This is a genomic window from Kitasatospora sp. RG8, from assembly GCF_017813315.1.
GTDB lineage: Bacteria > Actinomycetota > Actinomycetes > Streptomycetales > Streptomycetaceae > Kitasatospora.
Genome location: NZ_JAGIYX010000029.1, coordinates 60,433 through 74,568 on the forward strand (window position 1 = coordinate 60,433; position 14,136 = coordinate 74,568).

12 protein-coding genes are annotated in these 14,136 nt (G+C 73.7%); 4 read left to right on the forward strand and 8 right to left on the reverse strand.

Annotation, left to right across the window (positions count from 1 at the left end; all coding sequences use genetic code 11):
* Positions 1 to 100: 100 nt before the first annotated feature.
* From J5Y04_RS32510 to J5Y04_RS32520, 3 genes are all read right to left on the reverse strand, one after another.
* Positions 101 to 478, reverse strand: coding sequence for a hypothetical protein (locus J5Y04_RS32510; RefSeq protein WP_209415992.1), 378 nt, complete (start codon positions 476 to 478; stop codon positions 101 to 103).
* 242 nt (positions 479 to 720) lie between these two features.
* Positions 721 to 1,680 carry an FAD-dependent oxidoreductase gene (locus J5Y04_RS32515; protein WP_209415993.1) on the reverse strand — a complete coding sequence of 320 codons (960 nt, stop codon included), beginning with the start codon at positions 1,678 to 1,680 and terminating at the stop codon, positions 721 to 723.
* Between the two features lie 176 nt (positions 1,681 to 1,856).
* Positions 1,857 to 2,792 carry an NADP-dependent oxidoreductase gene (locus J5Y04_RS32520; RefSeq protein WP_209416053.1) on the reverse strand — a complete coding sequence of 312 codons (936 nt, stop codon included), beginning with the start codon at positions 2,790 to 2,792 and terminating at the stop codon, positions 1,857 to 1,859.
* Positions 2,793 to 2,872: 80 nt separating this feature from the next.
* On the opposite strand from J5Y04_RS32520, the gene J5Y04_RS32525 reads away from it, so the two are divergent.
* On the forward strand, positions 2,873 to 3,829 hold the full coding sequence (locus tag J5Y04_RS32525; protein WP_209415994.1) for a GlxA family transcriptional regulator: 957 nt from the start codon (positions 2,873 to 2,875) through the stop codon (positions 3,827 to 3,829).
* Positions 3,830 to 4,127: 298 nt separating this feature from the next.
* Positions 4,128 to 5,363 carry an alginate lyase family protein gene (locus J5Y04_RS32530; RefSeq protein ID WP_209415995.1) on the forward strand — a complete coding sequence of 412 codons (1,236 nt, stop codon included), beginning with the start codon at positions 4,128 to 4,130 and terminating at the stop codon, positions 5,361 to 5,363.
* Positions 5,364 to 5,547: 184 nt separating this feature from the next.
* Here the strand turns inward: J5Y04_RS32530 and J5Y04_RS32535 are convergent, their stop codons facing one another.
* The 5 genes from J5Y04_RS32535 to J5Y04_RS32555 form a co-directional block, all read right to left on the reverse strand.
* Positions 5,548 to 6,459: a glutaminase gene (locus J5Y04_RS32535; RefSeq protein ID WP_209416054.1), complete on the reverse strand. Its 912-nt coding sequence runs from the start codon at positions 6,457 to 6,459 to the stop codon at positions 5,548 to 5,550.
* A gap of 235 nt (positions 6,460 to 6,694) precedes the next feature.
* A complete protein-coding gene (bla, locus tag J5Y04_RS32540; protein ID WP_209415996.1) occupies positions 6,695 to 7,615 on the reverse strand; it encodes a class A beta-lactamase in 921 nt (306 codons plus the stop codon).
* Between the two features lie 142 nt (positions 7,616 to 7,757).
* Positions 7,758 to 8,672 carry a hypothetical protein gene (locus J5Y04_RS32545; protein WP_209415997.1) on the reverse strand — a complete coding sequence of 305 codons (915 nt, stop codon included), beginning with the start codon at positions 8,670 to 8,672 and terminating at the stop codon, positions 7,758 to 7,760.
* A 160-nt stretch (positions 8,673 to 8,832) separates the two neighbouring features.
* Positions 8,833 to 9,840: an LLM class flavin-dependent oxidoreductase gene (locus tag J5Y04_RS32550; RefSeq protein WP_209415998.1), complete on the reverse strand. Its 1,008-nt coding sequence runs from the start codon at positions 9,838 to 9,840 to the stop codon at positions 8,833 to 8,835.
* Positions 9,841 to 9,957: 117 nt separating this feature from the next.
* Entirely contained in the window at positions 9,958 to 11,343 is a 1,386-nt protein-coding gene (locus J5Y04_RS32555; RefSeq protein ID WP_209415999.1) for a hypothetical protein, read from the reverse strand.
* 919 nt (positions 11,344 to 12,262) lie between these two features.
* On the opposite strand from J5Y04_RS32555, the gene J5Y04_RS32560 reads away from it, so the two are divergent.
* Both J5Y04_RS32560 and J5Y04_RS32565 read left to right on the forward strand, forming a co-directional pair.
* Positions 12,263 to 13,579 (forward strand): cytochrome P450, encoded by a 1,317-nt coding sequence (locus J5Y04_RS32560; RefSeq protein WP_209416000.1) that lies wholly within the window; start codon positions 12,263 to 12,265, stop codon positions 13,577 to 13,579.
* A 45-nt stretch (positions 13,580 to 13,624) separates the two neighbouring features.
* A complete protein-coding gene (locus tag J5Y04_RS32565) occupies positions 13,625 to 14,023 on the forward strand; it encodes a nuclear transport factor 2 family protein (RefSeq protein WP_209416001.1) in 399 nt (132 codons plus the stop codon).
* Positions 14,024 to 14,136 lie beyond the last annotated feature (113 nt).

The window sequence follows — 14,136 nt, forward strand, 5'->3', positions numbered from 1 at the left end:
GGCGGAGCCGACGGCGCCGGACGCGGCGTGTGAGGACGACCGTAGGGATTGACGCCGACGTCAAGGCAAGCCTGTGCCTGACCCGTTCAGGCCGGCCGTCCTACGCGCCGAAGGCGTCGAGGACCGCCGGCAGGTCGGCGGTGAGGTCGAAGGGCTCCGGCACCGCGTCGAAGTCCGGCCACCACACCACCGGGACGTCCGGCGCGAGGTCGCGCAGCACGGTGTGGAGGACGGTCAGCGGGGCCGACCACGGCTCCCGGTCCTCGAAGGAGAACGCCCTGCCGCGCAGGTTGTAGGACAGCTCCGCCCACTGGCCGGGCTCCACCTCGACCAGGATCTCGGCCCAGCCCTCGACGGAGTCGACCACCGAAGCGCCCGGCCAGCGCGCGGTCAGCGCCGCCGCGAGTTCCGCGCGGGTGAACGCCCAGGCGGGGCCGCCGTCCTGCGAGTGGGCGTGGACGTAGAAGCTGGATCCCATGGTCGGCGCTCCCCCGGATCGTGGCGCGCGGCGCAGTGCCCGCGGCCCTGTGACGGCCCGGTTCCACGCTGCAGCTCGACCTGGTGCGGGCCGGCTCGGCCCGGTTCGGCGCTGCGCGGCCCCGGTTGCTGCCGGCCATTCTCCCCCGCGGCCGCCGGGCCAGTCACGGCACGTACCCCGCGGCCGCCGGGCCAGTCACGACAAGGATCCCCGCAGCCCCGACCCGGTGTACGTCGGAATGGCTATCTCCCGTTGGATGCGTGCTCCGACACGAGGCGTACGACGTCGGCGGCGCAGCCGTAGGACAGGGTCACGCCGGCGCCTCCGTGGCCGTAGCAGTGGACGACGAGGCCGCGGTCCCCGTGCTCCTCTGCCTCCAGCCGCACGGCCGGCCGGGCCGGGCGCAGCCCGACGCGGTGGCCGAGGATCCGGGCTCCGGCGACCTGCGGCACGAGGGCGGAACAGCGCTGGACGATCGCCGACGCGGTTGTCGGCCGGACGGCGTCGTCCTCATCGCGCTCCTCGGCGGTACCACCGAGAACGATCGTGTCCGTGCGGGGAACGATGTAGGTCAACCGTCGCGGGTCGCTCTGGTCGAGCGTCCACTCGTCGAGGCCGGTCTGTTCCACGATGACGACCTGGCCGCGGACCGGCGTCAGTGTCCGATCGTGGACGAGTTCGCGGGCACCCAGTCCGGTGCAGTTGACGACGGCGTCGACGTCGGCGCGTGCATGGTCCAGGTGCCGGATCATCCCCCAGGTGATGTCGACGTCCAGGGCGTGCAGGCGGTTGAGCAGCCAGGCAAGGTGCGCTTTCATGTCCACGACGGGGGCGGGGAAGGCCAGGCCGTCCGCGTAGCCCGTGGGGAGCCCGGCCGGTGGGACCCGCTCCAGTGTTGGCACCGCGCCGGCCCACCAGGGGTCCTTGGTGGGCCGACGGAACAGCTCACGACCGGTCCGGAGCCTCACCCCGGTGTCCGGGCTGTCGAGCATTCCCTTCAGCACGTCGTACGTGTGAGCAGCCCACCGTGTGACAGCCTGCTCGGGTAACGCCCGGTAGGGGTACCACAGCGCCGCCGCCACGGACGACGTGGTGTTCTCGGGCCGGTCGGCGGCGACCAGTGCAACCTCGTGACCGGCTTCTCGCAGGCGGAGCGCACAGGTGAGTCCGACGATGCCCGCGCCGACGACTCTGACCTTCATGCGCCCATTGTCAGCCGTAGCAGGGCCTGTGTCAGCCGCATCCGGACCTCCTGTCCGTCCCCGTCCGGCCCCGCAGCGGGCGGCACGGTCGGCGCCGAGGTCCGGCACCACGCCGTGTGGCCGCCCCGTCCGCGCGGAGGGGGCGGCCACACTCGCGGGACGGCCGCGGGGTGCGCCTACTCGGCGACGGTCAGCACGACCTTGCCGGTCACCCGGCCGGTGTCGCCCAGCTCGTGGCCCTTCGCGGCCTGGGAGAGCGGGAAGACGGCCTCGACCACGGCCCGCAGCCGGCCGGCCGTGACCAGGTCGGCGAGCGCCTGCATCCCGGCCTGGTCGGCCTCGACCAGCAGCGGGTAGGCGTGCACGCCGCGGGCGGCGGCCTGCTCGGCGAGGTCGGCGGGCACGCTGGTGAGCGCGATGGTGATGAGCTGGCCGCCCGGCTTGAGCGTGGCGAGGGAGCGGCTGGCGGTGTCGCCGCCCAGGGTGTCGAAGACCAGGTCGACCGGTTCGACCGCGGTGAAGTCCTCGGTCCGGTAGTCGATCAGCTCGTCCGCGCCCAGCTCCCGCAGCAGCTCGTGCTTGGGGGCGCTGGCCGTGCCGATCACGTACGCGCCGCGCGCCTTGGCGATCTGCACCGCGAAGTGGCCGACGCCGCCCGCCGCGGCGTGGATCAGGACGCGCTGTCCGGGCTGGACGTCGGCGGCGTCCACCAGGACCTGCCAGGCGGTGAGGGCGGCCAGCGGGATCGCCCCGGCCTGGACGTGGTCGATCCCGGCGGGCTTGTGGACCATTGCCCGGGCCGGGGCCACCACGTACTCGGCGAAGGAGCCGACGCCGTGCGGGTAGGGCAGCATCCCGAAGACCTCGTCGCCGGGCCGGTGGATGGTGACGCCGGGGCCCACGGCCTCGACCACACCGGAGACGTCCCAGCCGAGCACCTGCGGGAGGCGGCCGAGGAAACCGGTGAACCGGCGGTGCTTCCAGTCGGTCGGGTTCATGCCCGCCGCGTGGACACGGATCAGCACCTCGGAGGGGCCGGGCACCAAGCGGTCGATCTCGACCTCCCGCAGTACGTCGGTGCCGCCGAGAGTGTCCTGGGAAATGGCCTTCATCGTTGTCATGCGTTCAGGATGTCCCGGGACCGACCTGCACGAATAGCGGCCCAGAGGCCATCATGTGCAAGGATTGGGCCATGCACCGCGTCGTCGTCCTCGCTCTGGACGGGGTCATCCCGTTCGAGCTGAGCCTCGCCTCCCGGCTCTTCGGCACCGCCACGGACGCCGACGAGCGCCCCCTCTACGAGGTGGTCACCTGCTCGCTGGACGGGCGCCCGGTCCGCACCGCCGCCGACTTCTCCATCACCGTCGAACGCGACTGCACCGCGCTGGCCGAGGCCGACACCCTGGTCGTCCCCGCCTCCGAGGAGTTCGCCCGGATCACCGACCGGAACTCCCTGCCGCCCGGCGCCGCCGAGGCGCTGGCGCTGCTGCGGCCGGACGCCCGGATCGCCGGCATCTGTATCGCCACCTTCCTGCTCGCCGCGGCCGGCCTGCTCGACGGGCGCGCCGCCGCCACCCACTGGCGGCACGCCGACCACTTCCGGCGGCACTATCCGCAGGTCGACCTCGCCCCCGACGTCCTGTTCGTGGACTCCGGGCGGATCGTGACCTCGGCCGGCGCGGCCGCCGGCATCGACCTGATCCTGCATCTGATCCGCGCCGACCACGGCAGCGCCATCGCCAACCAGGTGGCCCGGCGCTGCGTCGTCCCGCCGCAGCGCGAGGGCGGCCAGGCGCAGTACGTGGAGCGACCCGTCCCGACCGCCACGGACGCCGGGACCTCCGCCACCCGCGCCTGGGCGCTCGACCGACTCCACGAGCCGCTCCAGCTGGGCGACCTCGCCGACCACGCGGGAATGAGCCGGCGCACCTTCACCCGGAGGTTCCGGGCCGAGGTCGGGCTCAGCCCGGGCCAGTGGCTCACCCAGCAGCGCGTGGACCTGGCCCGGCACCTGCTGGAGAGCAGCGACCTGCCGGTCAACCGGATCGCCGAACGGGTCGGCTTCGGCACCGGCGCGTCCCTGCGGCAGCACCTCCACACGGCGATCGGCGTCCCGCCGGGCGCATACCGGCGGACCTTCCGGAGCTGAGCACCGCCCCAGCACCGCCAGCAGCACCGCCGGCACGACGGCGGTGCGGTCCCGTGCCGCCGATCCTCTTGGCGTGTCCATGAGTTGGTGGTTCAATGCTTCATGTTAGGAAACTTTCCTAACGAGCTCCGGATCGGGCTGTCCGACGTCCGGCGCCGGCTGCCCGGTCTGGGGTGCCCGGCCCGGGATGGCCGGCCTGGAATACCTGGCCCGGGCCGCCACGCCCGGGGTGCCTGGCGCCGCCCGCGCCGGATCCGCCTCACCACCGACCCGTACGTCGCCGAGAGGACCACTCCCCATGGGCCGATGGACCACCAAGTCCCTGACGACCGGAGCGGCGCTGGCCGCTCTGCTCGCCATCACGGCGACGCCCGCCACCGCCGGGCCCCGCGACAACACCCCCGCCGCCGCCACGACGCCCGGCCAGGACCGCTCCCGGCCGCTCGACGCGCCGTTCCGCCACCCCGGCGTCCTGCTCGGCAGCCAGCAGCTGGCCTTCGTCAAGGCCAAGGTGGCCGCCGGCGCCGAGCCGTGGAAGTCCGCCTACGCGAAGCTCGCGGCCGACCGGTACGCCGCCCTGTCCTGGAAGCCCAAGCCGCGCGCCACCGTCGAGTGCGGCTCCGCGTCGAACCCCAACCACGGCTGCTCCGACGAGCGCGACGACTCGATGGCCGCCTACGCGCACGCCCTGCAGTGGGCCCTCACCGGCGACCGGCGTCACGCCGACAAGGCAATCGAGATCATGGACGCCTGGGCGAAGGTCATCCGCGAGCACACCAACACCAACGCGCAGTTGCAGAGCGGCTGGTCGGCCAACAACTGGGCCCGGGCGGCCGAACTGGTCCGGTACTCCGGGGCGGGCTGGCCCACCGCCTCGGTCGACCGCTTCGCCACCATGCTCCGGACCGTCTACCTGCCCCAGCTCTCACCGGGCAGCCCCCGTAAGAACGGGAACTGGGAGCTGATCGAGACCGACGCGCTGATGGGCATCGCCGTCTTCACCGACGACCACAAGGCCTTCGACCAGGCCGTGACGATGTGGCGGGCCCGGCTGCCCGCCTACGTCTACCTGACCACGGACGGGGACCTGCCGGTCCCGCCGCCCAAGGCGGGGATCAACGGCCGGGACGCCCTCGTCAAGTACTGGCAGGGCCAGCAGACCTTCGTGGACGGGCTCTCCCAGGAGACCTGCCGGGACTTCGGGCACACCGGCTGGGGCCTGGCCGCGGCCGCCCAGACCGCCGAGACCGCCCGCTTGCAGGGGCTCGACCTCTGGAGCGAGGGCCGGCAACGCCTGGTCAAGGCGGTGGAGTTCCACACCAAGTACGACAACGGCGCGAAGGCGCCCGGCTGGCTCTGCGGCGGCACCGTCGACACCGGTCTCGGCCCGGCCGTCCAGCTCGCCTACAACGAGTACCACGGCCGGGAAGGCCTCGCGATGCCGCAGACCGAACGGTACGTGGCCGCCAACAGCCCGTTCGGCGCGGACTACTTCATCGGCTGGGAGACCCTCACCCACACCGGCACCCCCTGACCACGCGGACTTCGTCGGTGCGGGCCGGAGACGCCCGCCCGCACCGACGAAGCCGGTCCCGACGGCCCGCGCCGACGACGTCCGCCCCCGGCTTCAGAACGCCTCGGCCTCACCTAGGCCGCAGAACGCCTCGGTCACTGAACACTGCGGTCACTGAACACTCCGGCCACGGAACGCCTCGGCCTCAGAACACCGACCAGCCGGTCGCCGTGGTCAGCGCGTCCAGGGCCGCGACCCCGAGCACCGAGTTCCCCGCGGTGTCCAGACCCGGGCTCCAGACGCAGACCGTGCCCCGGCCCGGCAGCACCGCCAGCACGCCCCCGCCGACACCGCTCTTGCCCGGCAGGCCCACCCGGTAGGCGAACTCCCCTGCCGCGTCGTACGTCCCGCAGGTGAGCAGCACCGCGTTGATCCGCTTGGCCTCGCTGCGGGACAGCAGCCGGGAACCGTCGGCCCTTATCCCGTGCCGGGCGAGGAAGAGCCCGGACAGGGCGAGGTCGCGGCAGCTCGCCTCGATCGCGCAGTGCGCGTAGTAGTGGGCGAGGACGCTGTCCACCGGGTTGCGCAGGTTGCCGTAGCTCGCCATGAAGTGGGCCATGGCGGCGTTGCGGTGGCCGTGCTGGGCCTCGGAGGAGGCGACCGAGTCGTCCACCGCGACGGCCGGGTTGCCGGATTCCGTGCGCAGGAACTCGCGGACCGCGCCCACCGCGTCGCCGGTCAGCTTGAGCAGCCGGTCCGTGACGACCAGCGCTCCGGCGTTGATGAACGGGTTGCGCGGGATCCCGTGCTCGGACTCCAGCTGCACCAGCGAGTTGAAGGGGTTGCCGGACGGTTCGCGGCCCACGCCCGTCCAGAGGGCGTCGCCACCCTCCGCCAGCGCCAGGGCGAGGGTGAAGAGCTTCGACACCGACTGGACAGAGAACGGCTGCTGCCACGCGCCCGCGCCGAACACCTCGCCGTCCACGGTGGCGATCGCCATCCCGAAGGCCGTCGGGTCGGCCTTCGCGAGCGCCGGGATGTAGTCGGCGACCCGCCCCCGGCCGGGCGCCCGACGCGCCGCCTCCATCGCATCCTGCAACAGCACCTGGTAGTCCACATCGTTCACGCCGCCATTGTGGTCCACCTCCACAGGCCGGCGGCACGGCAGGTACCCGTGCCGCCGGTCCGGACCGGCCGGCACCCCGTCCGGACCGGGAAGCACCCCCGTCCGGACCGGGGCGCCGGCCGCGTCGGACGAGCACCGTGCGACGAGCACCGTCGACCGGAGCGCCGTGCGACGAGCTACCGCCGACCGGGCGCCATCCGACGGGCACCGTCGACCGGGCGCGCCGTCAGGTGAGCACCGGCGCCAGCAGCTCGGCGGTCCTCGCGACCAGCGCGCTGTCGCTCGGACCCGTGGCGGCGTGGGTGGTGGTCAGGACGGCCAGCACGATCGGCGGTCCGTCCGGGGGCCGGACGACGCCCACGTCGTTCGCCACCCCGTACGAGCTCGCGGTACCGGTCTTGTCCGCCAGCGTCCAGTCCTTCGGCAGGCCCTTGCGGAACCGCTCGGTGTTGGTCGTGTTGGCGACCAGCCAGCCGGTCAGGCGCTCACGGTCGCGGGGCGCGAGCACGTCACCGAGGAGAAGGCGCCCGAACGTCGCCCCGATGGCGCGGGGGCTGGTGCTGTCGGTCGTCCGCCAGGGCTCCGCCGAATTGAGGTCGGGCTCCCACCGGTCGAGCCGGGTCCGCCCGTCCCCGGTCGAACGGCAGAACCGGGTGACGGCGGTGGGGCCGCCCAGCTCGCGGAGGAGGAGGTTGCCGGCCAGGTTGTCGCTCTCGCCGATCGCCGCGGCGCACAGCGCCTCGATGGTCATGCCGTTGGCGAGGTTCTCCTCCAAGCCGGTGACCGGGCCGTATCCCGAGTCCTTCACCTCCTGCGCGGTGTAGTGGATCCGCTTCGCCAGGGACCCGCCGTTACGGTCGATGTCCCGCAGCACGGCCGCGGCGGCCAGCGGCTTGAAGACCGAGCAGAGCGGGAACCGCTCGTCCGCGCGGTACGACACCGTGACGCCCGTGGCCGTGTTCCGGGCGAACACTCCGAGCCGGGCGGCGTGCTCCCGCTCCAACGCGGCCAACTCCCGGGCGACCGCGTCGCCACCGGGCGACGAGGCGTAGGCCCGTCCGCCCGTGAGTAAGCCGCCGGCCAGCACCGCCCCGGCGCCGGCCGTCAGCACCGAGCGGCGGGACGGACGTGCTCCTGAAGTCCCCATCAGCGTCTCCTTCTGCCCTGTTCTGTCTCGTGGTCACGACAACGATCAACACGCAACGAGGGGCCGAGAAGTTCCATCCGGGTTCCACTGCACACGGACGAGTGAGTCCGGTCGGGCTCGGGGGACGCGGGCGCGAGGACCGTCAGGCGCCGGTCTCGTGCAGGCGGCGCAGGATCGCCATCAGCTCCTCGGGCGGGGCCACGGAGAACGAGCGGGTCGCCTCGTCGATGTGGGTCAACGAGGTCACGGTGCCCTTGCGCCACCAGTAGAGCCGGGGCGAGAGCGGACCCGGGTTGTCCTGGTGGGCGCCGAGACCGAAGGCCGCCAGGTCGTTCACCGCCTCGACCACCTGCCGACCGGCCAACGGGTGGAAGACCAGGTAGTGCCGGCTCGGCACGGTGAACAGTGCGCCTTCCTCGGGCAGGTCGTGCCCGGTCACCGCGCGGGCCAGGTGGGCCAGGACCAGGGCCTTGCTGGCGACGAACATCGACTCGCCGGAGACGATGTGCAGGGTGGCGCCGCCCCGGCCCTGGGCGACCTCGTACTCCACCGGCTCCCGCACCAGGTTGGCGCGCCCGGCCGCGCGCAGCGCCTCCAGCCCCACCTCGGCCACGGCCCGGTCGTCCAGCAGTCGCACGGCCTCCGGCAGGTCCAGGGCGAGCGCCTCCTGAAGCCCCGGGGCGACACGGCGCACGTAGCTGAACGAGGCCGCCGCCTCCGGCGGGAACGCGTCCTCGGGCAGCAGGCGCAGGTAGGCCGAGCGGAGGATCTGCTCGGAGCCCTGCGGGGTCGCCGCCTCGGCGCCGTCGAGGGCGCGGAAGTGGTGCTCCACCAGCCGGGGCCACTCGCGCGGGTCGGCGCGTCGGCACAGCTCGGCGAGGTTGTGCAGGGCACGCGTGCCCTGCGGCGCGTGCACGGTGTCACCGGCAACGGTGACCCGGGGGTCTCCGGCGTGGTGCCGGCGCACGAGGTCTCGCAGGCGGTCGGCCTGGTCGGTCGTCAGGGCCGGGAGGTGCGGGTCGTGCTGGGGCGTGGCCTTGGAACGGAAGAACTTCATGATCACGACCCTACAAACACGGTCGGACAGGCGATGACCGGGGGCCGGGCGGGCTTGAGGCCGCGCCCGCCGGCGGACGAGGGCGCTCCCCGTCGGCGGACTCCCCCGGCCGAGGCACAGGGCATCGTGGAAGGGGCAGGGCCCGCCGAGAGCACAGGGCTCAGCGGAGGCGGACGGCCTCGGCGAGGAGCCGGTAGGAGTCGAGGAGCGCCGCTCGGTCGTAGGTGCTGGTGGTGACGAGGAACTCGTCGGCCCCCGTGCGCGCCATCAGGGCGGTGAGCTCGGCGGCGGCCTGCCGGGGCGTGCCGGCGATGTGGCCGCGCAGGGACTGCTCGTACGCGGCGCGCTCGCGCTCCGTCATCTCCCGGGCCAGGACCTCCGCCGTGGGGGCGAGCGGCGGGAACTCGCCGTGGGTACGGGCGTGGGCGCCCGACCAGGCCTCGGAGACCAGGAGGTCGCGCGCCTGCTCGGGCGTCCCGGCGACCGCCACCGTGCCCGAGACGACCACGTACGGCTCCGTGGCCTGTGCGGAAGGGCGGAAGCGGGCGCGGTAGCGGTCGATGGCCGCCAGCATCCGGTCCTCCCCGCGGACGGCGGCGATCACCAGCGGGAGGCCCGCGTCCGCGGCGAGGTCGGCGCCCTCGCCGGTGGCCAGCACGAAGGCCGGGACGTGCAGGCCCTCGGAGGGCCGGGCGTGGACGTCGCGGTGCGTGCGGCTCGCCCCGTCGAAGTAGGCGAGCAGCTCCGCCAGCTGGGCCGGGAAGGCGTCGGCGGCGTCCTTGTCCCGGCCGAGTGCGCGCCGGACGCCGTCGGTGAAGGCCACCGAGCGGCCGAGGCCCATGTCGATCCGGCCGGGGAACAGCGCGGCGAGCACGCCGAACTGCTCGGCCACCACCAAGGGCTGGTGGTTGGGCAGCATCACGCCGCCCGTGCCGACCCGGATCCGGGTGGTGGCCCCCGCCACCGCCGCCGCGAGCACGGTCGGCGCCGAGCCCGCCACCCCCGGCACGCCGTGGTGCTCGGACACCCAGAAGCGGTGGTACCCGAAGCCCTCGGCCTCCCGGGCGAAGGCCACCGTGTCGCGCAGCGCCTGCGCGGGCTCCTGCCCCTGCCGCGTCCGGGAACGGTCGAGGACGGAGAGACGGATCGCAGGCGCTGCAGTGGTCACGTCGGCAGCAACGACCACCGTCCCGGATCTCATTCCCCGGGCGCCGGACGGCCGGCGAGCCGCCTCACCCCGCCTTCACCGCCCCGCGTTCACTGCCCCTCCGTCACCGTCCCTCCCTCACGGCCCCGGCCGTCCGAAGCCGGGGCCGGGGCGGTGCTCCTCGCAGAACCACCCGCCGGCGTAGGGCCGGGCCGGTGCACCGCACGGGGTCGTGCCCGCCGAGCAGACGTGCGGGCGCAGCGGGGCGATCGGCGGGCGCTGGGGCCGCGCCGGGGCCGCGGACGGCACGGTGGCGGGCTGGGCGGGGACGGGCGGCACGGTGGCGGGCCGAGCGGGGGCGGGCGGCAACCTGAGGGGCTCGCCGGTGTCCCGCGGCGGGAGGGCGTCGAGGCGGCGGTGCCCGCGCTCGACCCGGTCCAGGACGCACTGCACCTCCCTGCGCCGGCGCAGGGAGGTGTGCCGCTGGCGGGGAACCGTCCCTAGGCCGGTGGTCGCATGTCCGGCCTGAACGTCGCCCCCGGAGCCGACCCTGGTCTCGGCCCCAGGACTGGCCCCAGGACGGGCTCCCGGACCGGCTCCCGGACCGGCCTCGGCGTCGAACTCCGCATCGAGCTCCGCATCGAACTCGAGGTCGGCGAGGAGCCCGCCATTGTCGAGGAAGGCCTCCCGGTCGGCGGCGCAGGCCCAGAAGCGGTGCAGCCCACGGCCCGTCCTGACGGTGAGCGGGACGTAGGCGCCGCTGGCGATGTCCCGGACGAGGTCGTCGAACTGACGGGGCATCGGATCCCAACGGGGGTGGCGGTGACCGCAGTTGCCACTCCCCCGCCGCGAGCAGGGCCCCGGCCTGCGGTCGCACCGCTCCAACGCGAGGGCCCGGACGCCACCGCGGACGAGCAGGTCGCGGTTGTCGCGGATGGCGGCGGCAGGAAGGTTGTCGGTGCGCGTCCAGTGGACGGCGTCGATCAGCGGCGCCCCGGCGTCGACCGTGTGCCAGACGGCGGTTATCCCGGCCGCGCGGGCGGCGGCGTCGCGCGCGCGGGCCGTTCCGGCGGCGAGGTAGGACAGTTGGGGCCGGAAGCCGTACCGGCGACCGCCCGCACCGGTCACCAGCACCTCGGGCCGTCGCCTGCCGTCGCCGCCGACGGGCGCCACCTCGACCCGGTGGCCGTCGCTCTCCGCGGCCCGGGCATACCGGTCCCGGTACGCCTGGTGCGCGTCGCTCTCGATGTCGTGGTGGCGACGGGCCGGGTTGTGGTGGGCGGCGATCCGTAGGCCGCCGCGTTCGTAGACGTACATCCACTCCGGCCGCTCCGGCCGGCTCGCCAGGCAGTCCGGGCAGTACAGGCCGCGCTGTTCGACGGGCCTGCGGTCGGCGAGGAGTTGCCGCCACAGGCCGGGGTGTGCGGGGTGTCCCAGGTCGTCGCGGTCGAGGTCGAGAACCGCGCCGACGCGCGAGCAGAACACCGGGTTGCGCTTGGGGACTTCACCGTCGAAATTGTCCATGGCATCTCTTTTCTGCCATCAACCACCGAGGTAACGGGCCTGACCTACGGGCTCCCCATGCCCCGTCGGCGGGGATGCCCAACGTGCCGCCCGCCGAATTCCCTTGGAATTCCCCCCACCCGCCGTGGATTGTCCGGAAACCGACCTCCGGCCGGGTCCGCGCCGGCGGACGTCCGGGAAACGCGCATCCGGGGAGCGAAGCGGGCATCCGAGCAACGGAGCGGGCATCCGGTGTCTCCGCCGTGAGGGGGGCCAGCACCGACGAACACCAGGTCCCGTCCGGCGCCCGGTGGCGCGCGAGGCGGAAACGTCCGCAGGTGTCCGCCACCGCCCGAAGACGTCCAAGACGTCCAAGTCGTTTCAAGGCGTCCAAGGCGTCCATGGCATCCGGAGGTGTCCACAGGTGTCCGCCCGACGGTCCGTCCGCGTCCGGAACGGGCATGGTACGAACCACCCTTGGCACGGGAAAGCCCTGGTTGCGCCGTTCGGGCTTCGGGTTATAGTGCCCACGTCAATGCCCGGGGGTGGGCCGGCTGCGGGCCGCCATCCCGACGGTGGACCCCGACGGGGCCGCCCCGACGCAGGAACCGACGACGTTGCCCGGAGTGCGAGTTGCCAGCACGGCCACCGCGTGGAGCGCTGCGCTCCGCGGTCCGGTCGCGCCGCACGGGGCCCCGGACCGTCGCCCCCGTCCTCCTGCCGACTCCGGCCGCCGGTGCCGCTGTTGCCGCCGTTGTCGCCGGAGATCCTCGTTCCCCTTGACGCCGGCCTGAGCACCCGGGCAGCGGATCCCGCCCCACGGACCGCCGCCGGACGCCTCCTTGAGCCTCGCCCACCGTCCCCGAGCACCACGTCACCGAAGCACCACGTCGACCCCGCGCTCCCTGGGCGCCCGGTTCCCCGAGAGGTCCGCCCCGTCATGGCCGATCCCCGCTTCAGCATCCTCTCCGAGGAGTTCGCCGCCGCACCCGACCGGCACTTCGGTTGGCTGCGGGAGCACGCACCGGTGCACTACGAGCCGGCGATCGACAGCTGGTTCCTCTCCCGGTACCGCGATGTGCACCGGGTGCTGACGGACCATGAGGCCTTCACCACCGAGACGCTCCAGGTGCGCGCCGAGCCGGTGATGCGCGGGCCGGTCCTCGCCCAGATGACCGGGGCGGAGCACACCGCGAAGCGAAAGATCGTCGTCCGGGCCTTCACCGGGCAGGAGCTCCAGGAGCAGGTCCGCACGATCCGCGCCAACGCCGTCGAACTCCTCGAACCCCTCCTCGCCGGCGGGCGGATGGACCTCGTCAACGACTTCGGCAAGCCCTTCGCCGTCCGCGTCACGCTGGACGTCCTCGGCCTGGACCGGCGGGACTGGCGGCAGGTCTCCTCCTGGCTCGCCGGCGTGGGCGAATTCGTCACCGCCATCGAGCTGACCGACGACCGCCGCCGCGTCTGCCTGGACCTCGCCCGCGAGTTGGAGGCCTACCTCGTCCCGGTCGTCGAAGAGCGCCGCCGTCACCCCGGCGCCGACCTGATATCCGCGCTCTGCACGGCCGGGTTCGACGGCATCACGATGAGCACCCGCGACGTGATCGCGCTGATCATCAACGTCCTGGTGGCCGCCGTCGAGCCCGCCGACAGGACCCTCGGCCTGCTCTTCAAGCACCTGATCGACCACCCGGAGCAGCTCGCGCAGGTCCGCCGGGACCCGGCCCTGCTGTCCGCCGCCATCGCGGAGACCCTGCGCCGCACCCCACCCGTCCAGCTCATCCCCCGACTGGCGGAGCGCGACGCCGAGTTCGCCGGCACGGTCGTCCCGGCGGGCGCGACGGTCTTCTGCATGATCGGCGCGGCCAACCGCGACCCCGAGGCCTTCACCGACCCGGACACCTTCGACCTCCACCGTCCGGACCTCGGCACCGCCCGCTCGTTCACCGCGGCCGCCCAGCACCTGGCCTTCGGCACCGGCCTCCACCAGTGCGTCGGCGCGGCCTTCGCCCGCGCGGAGATCGAGACCGTGGCCGCGCTGCTGCTCCCGTTGCTCGACCGGGTCCGCTACAGCCCCGGCTTCGTCTACCGGGAGACCGGCCTCTACACCCGCGGCCCCTCCGCGCTGTCGCTGGACTTCACGCCCGTCCACGCCGCCACCCTCCACGCCACGACCCGCCACACCAACACTCGCCACACCACCCCCGGCCGCGCGGCCCCGTCGACGACACCCCCGTGGGCCCCCGTCCACGGATGACGGTCCGGCCCGCACTCCACCGACCCCTCCTGGAAGAAGACCGAGATGACCGCCACCGACATCACCCGGGCCCTCAACGACCTGCTGCTCGCCCCGGACCCGGACCTCCCCCTCGACGAGGCCGTCGACCGGCACTTCACCCCCGACTACCGCCAGCGCACCAACGGCGTGTGGAGCGACCGGGCGGCCTTCGTCCAGCACATGACCCGGCTGCGCTCCCTGGTCCGCAGCGGGCACGTCGAGGTCCACGACGAGCTCCGCGACGGCGCACGCTACGCCGACCGCCACACCGTCACCGTCACCCGGCACGACGGCCGCACCTCCCGCACCGAGGTGTACCTGTTCGCCCGGTTCGCCGCCGACGGGCGCTTCGAACTCGTCGAGGAGACCACCCTGCTCGTCTCCGGCGACGAGGACGACCGGAACCTGGGACTCGTCAGGTGAGGCGGCACGGATCCGGCAACACGACCGACACGACCGGGCCAACCGGACTGACCGGCTGACCGGGCCGACCTGGCTGACCGGGCTGACCTGGCCGACCTGGCCGACCTGGCCGA